Annotated in this window: 15 protein-coding genes; 8 read left to right on the top strand and 7 right to left on the bottom strand. The window is 72.3% G+C overall.

Going from position 1 to position 15135, the window contains the following annotated elements; genetic code table 11:
* Window positions 1-75 precede the first annotated feature (75 nt).
* On the top strand, window positions 76-768 hold the full coding sequence (locus ACSU6Z_RS05790) for a FadR/GntR family transcriptional regulator (protein ID WP_437043507.1): 693 nt from the start codon (window positions 76-78) through the stop codon (window positions 766-768).
* On the opposite strand, the gene ACSU6Z_RS05795 is transcribed toward ACSU6Z_RS05790, so the two are convergent.
* The 3 genes from ACSU6Z_RS05795 to fabG all read right to left on the bottom strand — a co-directional run bounded on the left by ACSU6Z_RS05795 (window position 746) and on the right by fabG (window position 2793).
* On the bottom strand, window positions 746-1126 hold the full coding sequence (locus ACSU6Z_RS05795) for a hypothetical protein (protein WP_437043509.1): 381 nt from the start codon (window positions 1124-1126) through the stop codon (window positions 746-748). The two genes, ACSU6Z_RS05790 and ACSU6Z_RS05795, sit on opposite strands and share 23 nt — an antisense overlap.
* A gap of 174 nt (window positions 1127-1300) precedes the next feature.
* Window positions 1301-2068, bottom strand: coding sequence for an enoyl-ACP reductase FabI (fabI, locus tag ACSU6Z_RS05800; RefSeq protein ID WP_437020802.1), 768 nt, complete (start codon window positions 2066-2068; stop codon window positions 1301-1303).
* Window positions 2069-2073: 5 nt separating this feature from the next.
* Window positions 2074-2793 carry a 3-oxoacyl-[acyl-carrier-protein] reductase gene (gene fabG, locus ACSU6Z_RS05805; RefSeq protein WP_437043511.1) on the bottom strand — a complete coding sequence of 240 codons (720 nt, stop codon included), beginning with the start codon at window positions 2791-2793 and terminating at the stop codon, window positions 2074-2076.
* Window positions 2794-3060: 267 nt separating this feature from the next.
* On the opposite strand from fabG, the gene ACSU6Z_RS05810 reads away from it, so the two are divergent.
* From ACSU6Z_RS05810 to tyrS, 3 genes are all read left to right on the top strand, one after another.
* Window positions 3061-4584: a TldD/PmbA family protein gene (locus tag ACSU6Z_RS05810; RefSeq protein ID WP_437043513.1), complete on the top strand. Its 1524-nt coding sequence runs from the start codon at window positions 3061-3063 to the stop codon at window positions 4582-4584.
* The gene (locus tag ACSU6Z_RS05815) at window positions 4581-5975 is read left to right on the top strand and encodes a metallopeptidase TldD-related protein (RefSeq protein ID WP_437043515.1); all 1395 of its coding nucleotides are present in this window, start codon (window positions 4581-4583) and stop codon (window positions 5973-5975) included. Before ACSU6Z_RS05810 ends, ACSU6Z_RS05815 begins: the two co-directional genes overlap by 4 nt.
* Before the next feature lie 78 nt (window positions 5976-6053).
* Window positions 6054-7325: a tyrosine--tRNA ligase gene (tyrS, locus tag ACSU6Z_RS05820; RefSeq protein ID WP_437043517.1), complete on the top strand. Its 1272-nt coding sequence runs from the start codon at window positions 6054-6056 to the stop codon at window positions 7323-7325.
* 96 nt (window positions 7326-7421) lie between these two features.
* Here the strand turns inward: tyrS and ACSU6Z_RS05825 are convergent, their stop codons facing one another.
* Window positions 7422-7700, bottom strand: a complete 279-nt coding sequence (locus ACSU6Z_RS05825; RefSeq protein WP_437043519.1) for a GlsB/YeaQ/YmgE family stress response membrane protein — start codon at window positions 7698-7700, stop codon at window positions 7422-7424.
* A gap of 245 nt (window positions 7701-7945) precedes the next feature.
* On the opposite strand from ACSU6Z_RS05825, the gene ACSU6Z_RS05830 reads away from it, so the two are divergent.
* Together ACSU6Z_RS05830 and ACSU6Z_RS05835 are read left to right on the top strand one after the other, a co-directional pair.
* A complete protein-coding gene (locus tag ACSU6Z_RS05830) occupies window positions 7946-8344 on the top strand; it encodes a DUF3099 domain-containing protein (protein ID WP_437043521.1) in 399 nt (132 codons plus the stop codon).
* 255 nt (window positions 8345-8599) lie between these two features.
* Window positions 8600-8836 carry a hypothetical protein gene (locus tag ACSU6Z_RS05835; RefSeq protein ID WP_437043523.1) on the top strand — a complete coding sequence of 79 codons (237 nt, stop codon included), beginning with the start codon at window positions 8600-8602 and terminating at the stop codon, window positions 8834-8836.
* On the opposite strand, the gene moaA is transcribed toward ACSU6Z_RS05835, so the two are convergent.
* The 3 genes from moaA to ACSU6Z_RS05850 all read right to left on the bottom strand — a co-directional run bounded on the left by moaA (window position 8833) and on the right by ACSU6Z_RS05850 (window position 11960).
* The gene (gene moaA, locus ACSU6Z_RS05840; protein WP_437043525.1) at window positions 8833-9822 is read right to left on the bottom strand and encodes a GTP 3',8-cyclase MoaA; all 990 of its coding nucleotides are present in this window, start codon (window positions 9820-9822) and stop codon (window positions 8833-8835) included. The genes ACSU6Z_RS05835 and moaA overlap by 4 nt on opposite strands.
* Window positions 9823-9987: 165 nt before the next feature.
* Complete coding sequence (locus ACSU6Z_RS05845; RefSeq protein ID WP_437043527.1) at window positions 9988-11607, bottom strand: solute symporter family protein; 1620 nt, start codon at window positions 11605-11607, stop codon at window positions 9988-9990.
* A complete protein-coding gene (locus tag ACSU6Z_RS05850; RefSeq protein ID WP_437020784.1) occupies window positions 11604-11960 on the bottom strand; it encodes a DUF485 domain-containing protein in 357 nt (118 codons plus the stop codon). The genes ACSU6Z_RS05845 and ACSU6Z_RS05850 overlap by 4 nt, the downstream gene beginning before the upstream one ends.
* Before the next feature lie 324 nt (window positions 11961-12284).
* Between ACSU6Z_RS05850 and ACSU6Z_RS05855 the strand changes: the two genes are divergently transcribed.
* Together ACSU6Z_RS05855 and ACSU6Z_RS05860 are read left to right on the top strand one after the other, a co-directional pair.
* On the top strand, window positions 12285-13817 hold the full coding sequence (locus ACSU6Z_RS05855; RefSeq protein WP_437043529.1) for a S8 family peptidase: 1533 nt from the start codon (window positions 12285-12287) through the stop codon (window positions 13815-13817).
* 242 nt (window positions 13818-14059) lie between these two features.
* Complete coding sequence (locus ACSU6Z_RS05860) at window positions 14060-15064, top strand: CopD family protein (RefSeq protein ID WP_437043531.1); 1005 nt, start codon at window positions 14060-14062, stop codon at window positions 15062-15064.
* The last annotated feature ends 71 nt before the right edge of the window (window positions 15065-15135 follow it).

The following is a 15135-nucleotide window of genomic DNA, read 5'->3' on the forward strand; positions in this document are numbered from 1 at the left end:
CGAAGGCTCCGGCGAACCCGGCGCTCCCGCGGTCCCGGGCCGCCCGCGGCCGGAACCAGCGTGCGAAGGTGTGCCATGCCCTTGAGCCATCCCCGTCGTTCGGCACTGTCCGAGCAGGTCATCGCCGCGCTGCGGCAGCAGATCACCTCGGGCGAGTGGCCGGTCGGCTCGCGCATCCCCACGGAGCCCGAGCTGGTGGAGCAGCTCGGGGTCGCCCGCAACACGGTCCGCGAGGCGGTCCGCGCGCTGGCCCACAACGGCCTGCTGGACATCCGCCAGGGCTCCGGCACGTACGTCGTGGCGACCAGCGAGCTGGCGGGCGTGATGCACCGCCGCTTCGCCGGAGCCGACCCCCGGCACGTCGCCGAGCTGCGTTCCACGCTGGAGTCGGCCGCGGCGCGGCTGGCGGCCGAGCGGCGCACGGAGAAGGACCTCAGGCAGCTCGACGCGCTGCTCGCGCGCCGGGAGGAGGCGTGGCGGTCGGGCGACGCGGAGGCGTTCGTGGCGGCGGATGCCACCTTCCACCTGGCCGTGGTGGCCGCTTCCCACAACGACGTCATGACCGCGATGTACGCGGACCTCGGCGAGGTGATGCGGGACTGGCTGCGCGAGGACGTCGGCGAGGCGCTGACACCGGAGACGCACATGGACCACGCGCGGCTGGTCGACGCGATCCGCGCCGGTGACGCCGACACCGCCCAGGCGGAGGCGGCGGGCTATCCGTTCCTGTGCCGGCCGGGCCGGGTCAGCCCGCCCGGCGGTGGCTGACCCAGGCGGAGCCGACCTCATCCCAGCAGCGGCCGGTCAGCCGTACGGTCTGCGCGGGACCGGCCTCCACCGGGGCTCCGTCGCCGTCGAGGTCCCACCAGTGGACGCACTCGACGTGCAGACTCACGTGATCGGGGTCGGGATAGGGGTTGTGGCAGTAGGCGGTGACCCGGGAACCGGTGACGCGGAGCCGGCACGCGGCGCCGAAGGGACGGGACGGGTCCGCCTCCTCCCCGGCGGACACGCGCGCGGGGGGCACGGCGCCGTCCGGGCGGGCGTGGGCCGCCGCCGCGTACGGCGGGGCCGTCACGCAGACGACGGCGACGGTCGCTGAGGCCAGGCTGCGGAACAAGCGCACAAGGGGACCTCCTCGGCCGTGCTGGGGAGGGGGGCGGCGGGGTGGACCACCTCTTCCAGAGTGCCCGTGACCCGGCCCGCACCGCCCGGCCGGCTGCGCCGAACGGGTGACGCGCCGAGGGCCCGCACCCGGCCGGGTGCGGGCCCTCAACGGCGGGCCGGGCGGCGTGCGCGGTTAGGCGCCGATGGCGTGCAGGCCGCCGTCCACGTGGATGATCTCGCCGGTGGTCTTGGGGAACCAGTCGCTCAGCAGGGCGACCACACCGCGGCCGGCCGGCTCCGGGTCCTTCAGGTCCCACTCCAGCGGGGAACGGGAGTCCCACACGGAGGCCAGCTCGCTAAAGCCCGGGATGGACTTGGCGGCCATCGAGCCGATCGGGCCCGCCGAGATCAGGTTGCAGCGGATGTTCTGCTTGCCCAGGTCGCGCGCCATGTAGCGGCTGGTGGCCTCCAGGGCGGCCTTGGCGGGGCCCATCCAGTCGTACTGCGGCCAGGCGTACTGGGCGTCGAAGGTGAGGCCCACGACGGAGCCGCCGTTCTGCATCAGCGGCAGGCAGGCCATGGTCAGCGACTTCAGGGAGTACGCCGAGACGTGCATGGCGGTGGCGACCGACTCGAACGGCGTGTTCAGGAAGTTGCCGCCGAGGGCGTCCTGCGGCGCGAAGCCGATGGAGTGCACGACGCCGTCCAGGCCGCCCAGCTCCTCGCCGACGAGGTCCGCCAGGCGCCCCAGGTGCTCGTCGTTGGTGACGTCGAGCTCGATGACCTTGGTGGGCTTGGGCAGCTTCTTGGCGATGCGCTCGGTCAGCGTGGGCCGCGGGAACGCGGTCAGGATGATCTCGGCGCCCTGCTCCTGGGCCAGCTTGGCCGTGTGGAAGGCGATGGAGGACTCCATCAGCACGCCGGTGATCAGGACGCGCTTGCCCTCGAGAATTCCGCTCATGGTGATCAGTGACCCATTCCCAGTCCGCCGTCAACGGGGATGACGGCTCCAGTGATGTACGAGGCGTCGTCCGAGGCGAGGAACCGCACCGTCGCGGCGATCTCCTCCGGCTGCGCGTACCGGCCGAGCGGGACCTGCGACACGATGGCGGCGCGCTGGTCCTCGCTGAGCGCCTTGGTCATGTCGGTGTCGACGAAGCCGGGCGCGACGACGTTGAAGGTGATGTTGCGCGAGCCCAGTTCCCGGGCGAGCGAACGCGCGAAGCCGACCAGGGCGGCCTTGGAGGCGGCGTAGTTCGCCTGTCCCGCCGAGCCGAGCAGCCCGACCACTGACGAGATGAGGACGACGCGGCCCTTCTTGGCGCGCAGCATGCCGCGGTTGGCGCGCTTGACGACGCGGAAGGTGCCGGTGAGGTTGGTGTCGAGGACGGAGGTGAAGTCCTCCTCCGACATGCGCATCAGGAGCTGGTCCTTGGTGATGCCGGCGTTGGCGACGAGGACCTCGACGGGGCCGTGCGCGTCCTCGATCTCCTTGTAGGCCTGCTCCACCTGCTCGGTGTCGGTGATGTCGCACTTGACGGCGAGGACGCCCAGATCCGTCAGGGCCGCGGGCGGCTCGCCCGAGCGGTACGTGATCGCGACCTTGTCGCCGGCCCCGGCGAACGCGCGGGCGATGGCGAGGCCGATGCCCCGGTTGCCTCCGGTGACGAGAACCGAGCGGCTCAACGGATCACCCTTTCCATAGCGGTTTGGTACCCCGCCCGAACACCTGGACGACAGGTGGCGATGACAGGCGGCTTCCTCGAAAACCTATCGGTCGCCGTGGCGCGGCGGACAATCGGGCACCCACAGTGGCTTGGGGGGCTCACTGTCGGGTCCCTACAGAAAAGGCCGGGATCCTCGGGGAAAGGTGTGGCCCGCGGACCGGCCCGCGCGACATGATCGGGGCATCCATCAGGTCACCACGGCCCACGACAGCAGGGAGAGACCTCGGTGCCCCATACCATCGACGAAGCCTTCACGGCCCTTCCCCTGAGGGCCCTCGCCGACGCCGCCCTGGCCCGCGCGCGGGCGCTCGGGGCCGAGCACGCCGACTTCCGGCTGGAGCGGGTGCGCAGCGCCTCCTGGCGGCTGCGGGACGCCCGGCCCGCCGGGTCCTCGGACACCACCGACCTCGGCTACGCGGTGCGCGTGGTGCACGGCGGCACCTGGGGCTTCGCCTCCGGTGTCGACCTGACGATGGACGCCGCCGCCAGGGTGGCCTCGCAGGCGGTGGCGATGGCGAAGCTCTCCGCCCAGGTGATCAGGGCCGCCGGATCGGACGAGCGCGTCGAGCTGGCCGACGAGCCGGTGCACGCCGACCGGACGTGGATCTCGTCGTACGAGATCGACCCGTTCACCGTGCCCGACCGGGACAAGGCCGGGCTGCTGGCCGAGTGGAGCGCGCGGCTGCTGGCGGCCGACGGGGTCGACCACGTGGACGCCTCGCTGCTGACCGTGCACGAGAACAAGTTCTACGCCGACACGGCCGGGACCGTGACGACCCAGCAGCGGGTGCGGCTGCATCCGCAGCTCACCGCGGTGTCGGTGGACGACTCCAGCGGCGGGTTCGACTCCATGCGCACCCTCGCGCCGCCGGTCGGGCGCGGCTGGGAGTACCTGACCGGCACCGGCTGGGACTGGGACGCCGAGCTGGCGCGGATGCCCGAGCTGCTCGCCGAGAAGATGCGGGCGCCGAGCGTCGAGCCGGGCCGGTACGACCTGGTCGTGGACCCCTCCAACCTGTGGCTGACCATCCACGAGTCCATCGGGCACGCCACCGAGCTGGACCGCGCCCTCGGGTACGAGGCCGCCTACGCCGGCACCTCCTTCGCCACCTTCGACCAGCTCGGCAGGCTCCGCTACGGCTCGGAGCTGATGAACGTCACCGGCGACCGCACCGCCGAGCACGGCCTGGCGACCGTCGGGTACGACGACGAGGGCGTCGAGGCGCAGGCCTGGGACCTGGTGAAGGACGGCACGCTGGTCGGCTACCAGCTCGACCGGCGGATCGCGCGCCTGACCGGCTTCGAGCGGTCCAACGGGTGCGCGTACGCCGACTCCCCCGCCCATGTGCCGGTGCAGCGCATGGCCAACGTGTCGTTGCGGCCGGATCCGGCCGGAGGGTCGACGCAGGACCTGATCGAGGGCGTGGAGCGGGGCATCTACGTCGTCGGGGACCGGTCCTGGTCGATCGACATGCAGCGGTACAACTTCCAGTTCACCGGGCAGCGCTTCTTCAGGATCGAGAACGGGCGGCTGACCGGCCAGCTGCGGGACGTGGCCTACCAGGCGACGACCACCGACTTCTGGGGGTCCATGGCGGCCGTCGGCGGCCCGCAGACGTACGTCCTGGGCGGCGCGTTCAACTGCGGCAAGGCCCAGCCGGGGCAGATCGCGGCCGTCTCGCACGGCTGCCCGTCCGCCCTCTTCAAGGACGTCACCATCCTCAACACCACCCAGGAGGCCGGCCGATGAGCGCGCCCGCGACCAAGCCGCACGAGATCGTCGAGCGGGCCCTGGAGCTGTCCCGGGCCGACGGGTGCGTCGTCATCGCCGACGAGCACTCCACCGCCAACCTGCGCTGGGCCGGCAACGCGCTGACGACGAACGGCGTCACGCGCGGGCGCACGCTCACCGTCGTCGCCACCGTCGACGGCCGGGAGGGCACCGCCTGCGGGGTGGTGTCGCGCTCCGCCGTCACCGCCGGCGACCTGGAGCCGCTGGTGCGGGCCGCCGAGGACGCGGCGCGCGGGGCCGCCCCCGCCGAGGACGCGCAGCCGCTGGTCACGGGGGTGCCGGCGTCGCCCGACTTCACCGACGCGCCCGCCGAGACGTCGTCGGCGGTCTTCGCCGGCTTCGCCCCGGCGCTCGGGGATGCGTTCGCCCGCGCGCGTGCGGGCGGCCGGGAGCTGTACGGCTTCGCCCGCCACGAGCTGGTGTCGACGTACCTGGGGACGTCGACGGGGCTGCGGCTGCGGTCCGACCAGCCCACCGGGACGCTGGAGCTGAACGCCAAGTCGCCCGACCGCACCCGGTCGGCGTGGGCCGGGCGCTCCACCCGGGACTTCGAGGACGTCGACCCGGCGGCGCTCGACGCCGAGCTGGCCGTACGCCTGGGCTGGGCCGAGCGGCGGGTGGAGCTGCCCGCGGGCCGGTACGAGACGCTGCTGCCGCCGACCGCGGTCGCGGACCTGCTGATCTACCAGCTGTGGTCGGCCTCGGGGCGGGACGCCGCCGAGGGGCGGACGGTGTTCTCCAGGCCGGGCGGCGGCACGCGCGTGGGCGAGCGGCTGAGCAGGCTGCCGCTGACCTTGCGCAGCGATCCGCGCGAGCCGGGGCTGGAGACCGCGCCGTTCCTGGTCGCCCACTCCTCCGGCGGCGACCGGTCCGTGTTCGACAACGGGCTGCCGGTCGGTGCCACCGACTGGATCCGCGACGGGGAGCTCACCCGCCTGACGACCACGCGGCACAGCGCTGCGCTGACCGGGCTGCCCCTGGCCCCGGCGCTCGGGAACCTGGTCCTGGAGGGCGGCGAGGACCTCTCCCTGGAGGAGATGGTCGCGGGCACCGGACGGGGGCTGCTGCTGACCTGCCTGTGGTACATCCGCGAGGTCGACCCGGCGACGCTGCTGCTGACCGGCCTGACCCGGGACGGCGTGTACCTGGTGGAGAACGGCGAGGTGACCGGCGAGGTCAACAACTTCCGGTTCAACGAGTCGCCGGTGGACCTGCTGGGCCGGGCCACGCAGGCCGGGCGCACGGAGAAGACGTTGCCGAGGGAGTGGGGCGACTGGTTCACCAGGGCCGCGATGCCCCCGCTGCGGGTGCCGGACTTCAACATGAGCTCGGTCAGCCGGGGCGTCTGAGCCGTCGGCGACCCCCCATAGACTGGGGGGACCCGCCACCACGGGGATCCTGTTCACCGTTCAAGGAGACATACGACCGTGACGGACATCGTCGACGAGCTGAAGTGGCGCGGGCTGTTCGCCCAGTCCACTGACGAGGACGCTTTGCGCAAGGCGCTCGCGGACGGTCCCGTCACCTACTATTGCGGCTTCGACCCGACCGCGCCGTCCCTGCACGTGGGGCACCTGGTGCAGGTGCTCACCCTGCGCCGGCTCCAGCAGGCCGGTCACCGGCCGCTGGCGCTGGTCGGCGGCGCGACGGGCCTGATCGGCGACCCCCGCCCCACCGCGGAGCGCACGCTGAACGACCCGGAGACGGTCGCCGGCTGGGTGGAGAAGCTGCGCCGCCAGATCGAGCCGTTCCTCTCCTTCGAGGGCGAGAACGCGGCCGTGATGGTCAACAACCTCGACTGGACGCAGGGCCTGTCCGCGATCGAGTTCCTCCGGGACGTCGGCAAGCACTTCCGCGTCAACAAGATGCTGACGAAGGAGTCCGTCGCCCGGCGCCTGGAGTCCTCCGAGGGCATCAGCTACACCGAGTTCAGCTACCAGCTGCTGCAGGCGACGGACTTCCTCCAGCTGTACCGCCGCTACGGCTGCACGCTCCAGCAGGGCGGCAGCGACCAGTGGGGCAATCTGACGGCGGGCCTGGACCTGATCCACCGGCTGGAGCCCGGCGCCACCGTGCACGCCTACGCGACGCCGCTGATGACCAAGGCGGACGGCACCAAGTTCGGCAAGACCGAGGGCGGCGCCGTCTGGCTCGACCCGGAGATGACCACGCCGTACGCGTTCTACCAGTTCTGGCTGAACACGGACGACCGGGACATCTCGCGGTACATGCGGATCCTCTCCTTCAGGTCCCGTGAGGAGCTGGAGGAGCTGGAGCGGCAGACCGAGGAACGCCCCCAGGCCCGGGCGGCGCAGCGGGCGCTGGCCGAGGAGCTGACGACGCTGGTGCACGGAGCCGAGCAGACCGCCGCCGTGATCGACGCGTCCAAGGCCCTGTTCGGCCAGGGCGAGCTGGCGGAGCTGGACGAGCGGACGCTGGCCGCGGCCCTGTCGGAGGTGCCGCACATCCGGGTCGCCGAGCTCGGCGCTCCGGTCGTGGACCTGTTCGCCGAGGTCGGCCTGGTCGCCAGCAAGTCCGCCGCACGCCGCACGGTCAAGGAGGGCGGCGCCTACGTGAACAACGCGAAGGTGTCCTCCGAGGAGGCGGTCCCCGCCCGGGAGGACCTTCTGCACGGACGCTGGCTGGTGCTGCGCCGGGGCAAGAAGAACCTGGCCGCGGTGGAGGTCACGGGCGCGTAGCGCCCGGGGGTGGGCATCCACGCGGGTGCCCACCCCTTCCCGGCTTCCCCCGGCTCCTCCGGCAGGCCGGTGCCGGGGAAGCCGTCGTGCGCCGGCTCAGGCCCGCTGCTTGCGCTTTCCCAGCGTCGCCCGGTACAGCGCGTCGCCGGCGGCGACGATGAGGATGGCGGCGACGAGCTGGAAGACGTGGCGCCACCAGTCGATGCCCCTGGTCGCGGCGACGCCGAGCGCCCGGGCGATCGCGTTGCCGGCGATCGCCCCGAGCAGGCCGAAGAGAGTGGTCAGCCACAGAGGACTGTGCTGCTTGCCTGGGATGATCGCTTTGGCGAGCATGCCCAGCACGAATCCGACGATGATCGCCCACAACCAGCCCATGACTGCCTCCTCGTACGGCTTGACGCGAGCATCACCGCCAGTGTCGGGCCGTACCGCGTCCGGCGCATGCCGGGAGGCGGCCGTACGCGGTACGGGGCACCGCCGCTTCCCGGGCACGGGTGCCCCGACCTCGTGGGAGACGCGGACGCGGCGTACCGTGGGAGCTGTCCGGGACCGGTGTCCCCGAGCGGTCGCGGACGGCTGCGCGGCGGGGAGAGTCCGAGACGGGCGGATGGTGGAATGTGATGCGGAAGCAGCATGCCGGCGGCAACGCCCAGGTGTTCCGGATCACCGGAGCCCGGACGGGCCTGGCGGAGGATGTGCGCGGGCGGCAGCGCCGGTACGTGATCTCGATGTCGGCCCGTACGCTGTCGGTGATCCTCGCGGCCTGCCTGTGGAACGTGGAACGGCACGTCGCGGTCGTGGCGCTGGTCCTCGGCGTGATCCTGCCCTACATCGCGGTGGTGATCGCCAACGCGGGACGGGAGAACGCGCCCTCGCTGCCGTCGACGTTCGTGACGGCACCGACGCGGCCCATGATCGCGCCGCCGCGGGCGGACGAGGGCTCCGCGCGATCCGCCCCGGAAGACGTCGTGTCCGAAGCGGTGCCGGGCGCGCGAGGCGAGCCCCGTCACCAGCCGTGACGGTGGCGGCCCGCCGGCCGGCGAAGGTCACCGCCGCATCAAGCTCAAGAAAAGCTCAGATCAATCATGTTGTTCCGGTGCCGGGCGACGGGTGAGCCGTGACATACTTCGTAGGCGCTCCGCATCCCCCGTCGGAGCGACGGACCGACGCCGGGCAGCTCCCCCCGTGGCTGCTCGGCGTCGCCTTTTCCCCCCTTTTTTCCGGCCCTTCCCGGGTCTTCCCGGCGTGACCGTACGCAGTTGTGAGACGAACCTGTGAGTGACGAGACCACCCCGATCTGTTCCGCCAAGGGCTGCCGCGCCGCCGCCGTGTGGGTGCTGGCATGGAACAACCCCAAGATCCACACGCCGGAGCGCCGCAAGACGTGGCTCGCGTGCGAGGAGCACCGGGAGCACCTGTCCCAGTTCCTCGGGGTGCGCGGGTTCCTGAAGGAAGTGGTCCCGCTGGCGGAGTGGGAGTCCCGTGACGGCGCCCGGGGCGCCGCCGGCTAGCCGCCGATCGCCGACATCGGGCGGTCGGGCTGGACGAACGACGGGTCGTCCAGGCCGGCGCCCGCCTTCTTGCCCCACATGGCCAGGCGCCAGATGCGGGCGATCTCCTCGTCCGCGGCGCCGGAGCGCAGGGCCGCGCGCAGGTCCGTCTCCTCGGTGGCGAACAGACAGGTGCGTATCTGGCCGTCGGCGGTCAGGCGGGTGCGGTCGCAGGCGGCGCAGAACGGGCGGGTGACGGAGGCGATGACGCCGACCCGGTGCGGGCCGCCGTCGACGATCCAGCGTTCGGCCGGTGCGGAGCCGCGCTCCTCGGCATCCTCGGGGGTCAGCTCGAAGCGGGTGCGCAGCGAGGCGAGGATGTCCCCCGCGGTGACCATGCCGTCGCGCTTCCAGCCGTGCTGGGCGTCCAGCGGCATCTGCTCGATGAAGCGCAGCTCGTAGTCGTGCTCGACCGCCCAGGCGAGCAGGTTGGGGGCCTCGTCGTCGTTGAGTCCTGGCATCAGGACCGAGTTGACCTTGACCGGGGTGAGACCGGCCTCGTGGGCGGCGGAGAGGCCCTCCAGGACGTCCTTGTGGCGGTCGCGGCGGGTGAGGGCCTTGAAGACGTCGGGGCGGAGGGTGTCCAGCGAGACGTTGACCCGGTCCAGGCCGGCCGCCCTCAGGGCCGTCGCCGTGCGCTTGAGGCCGATGCCGTTGGTGGTGAGGGACGTCCGGGGGCGCGGGTCGAGGGCGGCGACGCGCTCGACGATGCCCACCAGGCCGGGGCGCAGCAGGGGCTCGCCGCCGGTGAAGCGGACCTCCTCGATGCCGAGGGAGGTGACCGCGATGCCGATGAGGCGGACGATCTCGTCGTCCGTGAGCAGGTCGGGCTTGGCCAGCCACTGCAGGCCCTCCTCGGGCATGCAGTAGGTGCACCGCAGGTTGCAGCGGTCGGTCAGCGAGACCCTCAGGTCGGTGGCCACTCGGCCGTAGGTGTCGATGAGCACGTGGGGCCCCTCCCTCGACGCGGATCGGTGGAGCGCTTCCCTCCTCCGATACCCGCGAGCCTACGCGACCGCACCGACAACGGCAGCGGCCCGATCCCACGGCTGTGGCCCGGCCCCGTCGCGGGATCAGCACACCGATCCACGACGGGGCCGCGCCGGGCGGGTTCAGTGGGCGCCGGTGCCGGTCAGGGACCGTACCTCCAGCTCCGCGTACTTGCCGGCGTCCGGCTCCTCCTTGGACAGGGCCGTGCCGAGCCAGCCCATCAGGAAGCCGAACGGGATGGAGACGATGCCCGGGTTCTTCAGCGGGAACCAGGCGAAGTCCACGCCGGGGAACATCGCCTTGGGGTCGCCGGAGACGACGGGCGAGAACAGCACCAGGCCGACGGCGACGATCAGGCCGCCGTAGATCGACCACAGCGCGCCCCGGGTGGTGAACCGCTTCCAGAACAGGCTGTAGAGGATCGTCGGCAGGTTGGCGGAGGCGGCGACGGCGAAGGCCAGGGCGACCAGGCCGGCCACGTTCAGGTCGCGGGCGAGGGCGCCCAGGCCGATGGAGACGACGCCGATGAAGAGGGTCGCCCAGCGGGCCGCGCGGACCTCCTCCGCGCCGGTGGCCTTCCCCTTGCGGATGACGTTGGCGTAGATGTCGTGCGCGAAGGACGACGACGAGGCGAGGGTGAGGCCGGCGACGACGGCGAGGATGGTGGCGAAGGCGACCGCCGAGATGGTGGCGAGCAGGGCCGCGCCCCAGGCCGAGTCGACACCGCCCAGGTGCAGGGCGAGCAGTGGCGCGGCCGTGTTCCCCGACGGGTTGGACGCGATGATCTCCTCCTGGGAGATCAGCGCGGCGGCGCCGAAACCGAGTGCGATGGTCATGAGGTAGAAGGCGCCGATGATGCCGATGGCCCAGTTGACGGACTTGCGGGCGGCCTTGGCGTTGGGGACGGTGTAGAAGCGGATCAGGATGTGCGGCAGGCCGGCGGTGCCGAGCACCAGGGCGATCCCCAGGGAGATGAAGTCCAGCTTGGAGGTGCCGGTGGCGCCGTACTGGAGGCCGGGCTCCAGGAAGGCGGCGCCCTTGCCGCTGTTCTCGGCGGCCCGGCCGAGCAGGTCGGAGATGTTGAAGTTGAACTTCAGCAGCACCAGGAAGGTGATTAGGAGGGTGCCGCCGATGAGCAGCACGGCCTTGACCATCTGGACCCAGGTGGTGCCCTTCATGCCGCCGATGGACACGTACACGATCATCAGGATGCCGACGAGGGCGACGATGAGGATCTTGCCGGCGTCGGAGGTGATGCCGAGGAGCAGCGAGACCAGGACGCCGGCGCCCGCCATCTGGGCCAGCAGGTAGAAGATCGACACCACGATGGTGGAGGTGCCGGCGGCGGTGCGCACCGGGCGCTGGCGCATCCGGTAGGCGAGGACGTCGCCCATGGTGTAGCGGCCGGAGTTCCTGAGCGGCTCGGCGACCAGGAGCAGGGCGACCAGCCAGGCGACGAGGAAGCCGATGGAGTACAGGAAGCCGTCGTAGCCGAAGATGGCGATGGCGCCGGCGATGCCGAGGAAGGACGCGGCCGACATGTAGTCGCCGGAGACGGCGAGTCCGTTCTGGAAGGCGCTGAACTGCCGTCCGCCGGCGTAGAAGTCGGCGGCGTCCTTGGTCTGGCGGCCCGCCCAGACGGTGATGACGAGGGTCGCCAGGACGAAGACCGCGAACAGGGAGATGATCAGCGGCCGGTGCTCGCTGGCCTCGTTGGCCGCGAGAGTCGTCGCGAGGTTCATGCGCCGCCCTCCATCCGGGACTTGATGGCCTCGGCCTTGGGGTCGAGCTTGGCGGCGGCGTGCCGCGAGTACCACCAGGCGATGAGGAACGTGGTGACGAACTGGGCGAGGCCCAGGACGAGGGCGACGTTGATGTTGCCGAACAGCCTGGCGCCCATGAAGCCGCCGGCGTAGTTCGACAGCAGCACGTACAGCAGGTACCAGGCGACGAAGGCGATCGTCAGCGGGAAGGCGAAGGAGCGGAAGGAACGGCGCAGTTCACCGAAGTCCGCGCTCTGCTGCACCTCGGTGAACTCCTCGGTGGAGGGGAGCCGGTGCTGCTCCTTCGAGGGGGGCGGTGCGTCGGTGGCCACGGAGTCTCCTCGTACGACGGACATGACGGCTTGGACCTCACAGTGATGTGGATCACCTGAGCCGGGTCGCGATGGTAGGCGCCCGGGGTGCGATCCGACAGGGGGCACGACGCTGCTCGTGCCCCCTGTCCAACGTCACGGCGCGAAGCGGGTACCGGTTCACGTCCCCGGTCCACTTTCCCAAGTCCCGCAAGTCGCTCCCCGTCGGCCATTGCTGACCAGCGAGTTCGGGCGATAGCTTCACTCTGCACTACCCGTCATGTACCTGCCCGAGGACCACGCGTGTCCCGGGCCGGTTTCGTTTCCGGATGATGTGGAGACCCCATGGCTCATCTGCCTTCCCGGCGCCGGCTCGCCCTCGCCGTCCCGGTCGTGCTGTCGCTGACCGCCTCGCTCGGCTTCCTGCCGGCGGCCGCGTCGGCCGCCCCGGGCGCCGCGCCCGCCGCGCGGACCGCGAACGCGCCGGAGCTGGCGTACGTCGTCAACACGTCGACGGACCACCGCACCATCGCGTCGGTGAAGAAGGCGATCGCGGCGGCCGGCGGCAGCGTGGTGGCCACGTACGAGAAGATCGGCGTGTTCGTCGTCCACTCGGCCGACCCCGACTTCGGCCGGCAGATACGCACCGCGCGCGGGGTGCAGTCGGCGGGTGCGACGCGCACCGCGCCGCTGACCGCCGCGGGGACCACGGACGAGGGCGCGGCGGAGGTCCTGACGAAGGAGCAGGCCGCGCGGATCGCGCGGGCCTCCGCCGCCGAGGCGGGCAGCGAGCCCCTCGAAGCCGACCAGTGGGACCTGCGCGCGATAGGCGCCGACAAGGCCGCGCGGATCAACCCGGGCAGCAGCAAGGTGACCGTCGCCGTCATCGACACCGGCGTCGACGACACCCATCCGGACCTCGCCCCGAACTTCTCCGCCGCCCAGTCCGCCAACTGCGTCGGCGGCAAGGCGGACACCAGCGAGGGCGCCTGGCGGCCGTACACCGCCGAGGACTACCACGGCACGCACGTGGCCGGCGAGATAGCCGCCGCCCGCAACGGCGTCGGCGTGGCCGGTGTCGCTCCGGGCGTGAAGGTGTCGAGCATCAAGGTGAGCGACCCGGACAGCGGCCTGTTCTACCCCGAGAACGTGGTGTGCGCCTTCATGTTCGCCGCCGACCACGGCGTGGAGATCACGAACAACAGCTACTACGTGGACCCGTGGCTGTACAACTGCATGGACGACCCCGACCAGCGGGCCATCGTCGACGCGGTCAACCGGGCCCAGCTGTACGCCCAGCGCAAGGGCACCCTTCACCTGGCCGCGGCGGGCAACTCCAACCACGACCTCGACGCCGACGCGATCGTCGACAAGACCAGCCCCAACGACTCCACGCCGGTCGTGCGGACCATCGACCCGCACAAGTGCTACGACGTGCCGACCCAGCTGCCGGGCATCGTCACGGTCAGCGCGACGGGCGTGCAGAACCTCAAGTCGTACTACTCCTCCTACGGCCGGGGCGTGGTGGACGTCGCGGCACCGGGCGGCGACCGGCTCTACCAGCTCCCGGACACCCCGTCGAAGGACGGCCGCATCCTGTCCACCATGCCGAACGACGAGTACGCCTTCCTGCAGGGCACGTCGATGGCCTCGCCGCACGCCGCGGGCGTCGCCGCGCTGCTGAAGTCGAAGTACCCGCACGCCACCCCCGCCTGGCTCCAGGCGCTGCTGAAGGCGCAGGCGGACAACCCGGGCTGCCCGGCGTCGTACGACCAGAACGGTGACGGCACCCAGGACGCGGTGTGCGAGGGCGGCAAGCGTGACAACGGCTTCTACGGGGCCGGCATCGTCAACGCGCTGCGTGCGGTGACGAAGTGACGAAGTGAGGCGCACGCGCGCGTGGGGCCGGGCCGGCTCCTCCCGGCACGAGGGCCGATCGCGCAGGGGGCGCACGCGCGCGTGGGGCCGGGTGGCGCGCCCGGCCCCGCGCCCGGGCCGGTCCGGCTGGCCGGAGCGGCCGGGCCGGGCGGGGCTGAAAACATCCCACCGAGCGGAATGCCGTACCACCGGTTGTTTTCCTCGACTTGCCCGGTTCTGCGCGAGCTGGTGAAGATCTTGAGGTGACCCTGATAAGACCCACCTCCCGGGTGGCCGGCGGCGGGCAGGCCCGGCGCTCCGGCACCGGCCGGGCCGCCGCGGCCCTGGTCCTGGTGGCGCTGGCCGCGCTCGTGCCGCTGCTCGGGCCGTCCCCCGCGCTGCACGGGACCGGGGAGGCCGCCGCGCCCGGCACCGGCGGCATAGCCCTGCTGCGCACGGTGCTGTTCGCGGCGCTGAGCGTCCCCGTGGGCGAACTGTTCGTCAACCGGCTGGCCCGGTCCCTCCCCGGCGCTCCCCCGCGCCCGCCCCGCAGCTGGTCCCCCCACGCGGCCGCCGCCGGTGCCGTCGCGGCGCTGGGCCTCGCTTCGGTGGTGGCCACCGGCAACCTGGTGCCGCACGGTCTCGCCGACATCGACGTCGGCGGCCTCCACCAGTCCCGCGACGGCAAGCTGGCGCTCCTGGAGGTCAACGCGTTCCTCCTGGCCGGGCTGTGCGCCGCCTCGCGCCGGCCGGCCTCCCAGATCTGGCCGCTGGCCGCCGTCGCCGTCGCCGAGGCCCTGCGCGCCCATCCCGTCACCGAGCACACGCCGCTGATCGGGTCCGGGCTGACGCTGGTGCACCTGACCTGTGCCTCGCTGTGGGCGGGCGGGCTGCTGCACGCGCTGCGGACGCTGCGGCGGTGGGGCGGCGACGGGCCCGGAGCGGCCCTGCTGGGCCTCTACGCGCGCGTGGCGGCCGTGCTGCTCGCCGCCGTCACGGCGACGGGCGTGTGCAGCACGCTGCGCCGGATGCCCCCGGGGACGATCGCGGACCAGCTGACGGGTACGGCGTACGGGCGCGTGCTGCTCGCGAAGGCACTCCTCGTGGCGGGCGTCGCCGTGCTCGCCCTGTGGGCGAGGATCCGGCTGGGCCGGGCGGCCGACCCGCTCACCGCCTGCTCCCCCGCGCGCGCGGAGGTCGCGCTCCTGGGGCTGGTCGTCGCGGTGTCGGGGCTGCTGACGGCGGTTCCGGTGCCGATCCGCTGGTGATCCGGCGCCGCCCGTGGACCACCCGGCCGGACGGACCCGGGCAGGAGCCGCCGGCAACGCCACCGAAGGGC

It is taken from the genome of Streptomyces sp. enrichment culture, assembly GCF_964273145.1.
Taxonomy (GTDB): Bacteria; Actinomycetota; Actinomycetes; order Streptomycetales; family Streptomycetaceae; genus Streptomyces.

Bases quoted from the DNA above. Each gene is read 5' to 3' on its own strand.
- ACSU6Z_RS05790 (WP_437043507.1), top strand. From the start codon at position 76: ATGCCCTTGAGCCATCCCCGTCGTTCGGCACTGTCCGAGCAGGTCATC.
- ACSU6Z_RS05845 (WP_437043527.1), bottom strand. From the start codon at position 11,607: ATGAACCTCGCGACGACTCTCGCGGCCAACGAGGCCAGCGAGCACCGG.
- ACSU6Z_RS05815 (WP_437043515.1), top strand. From the start codon at position 4,581: ATGAGCGCGCCCGCGACCAAGCCGCACGAGATCGTCGAGCGGGCCCTG.
- ACSU6Z_RS05830 (WP_437043521.1), top strand. From the start codon at position 7,946: ATGCGGAAGCAGCATGCCGGCGGCAACGCCCAGGTGTTCCGGATCACC.
- fabI (WP_437020802.1), bottom strand. From the start codon at position 2,068: ATGAGCGGAATTCTCGAGGGCAAGCGCGTCCTGATCACCGGCGTGCTG.
- ACSU6Z_RS05825 (WP_437043519.1), bottom strand. From the start codon at position 7,700: ATGGGCTGGTTGTGGGCGATCATCGTCGGATTCGTGCTGGGCATGCTC.
- ACSU6Z_RS05855 (WP_437043529.1), top strand. From the start codon at position 12,285: ATGGCTCATCTGCCTTCCCGGCGCCGGCTCGCCCTCGCCGTCCCGGTC.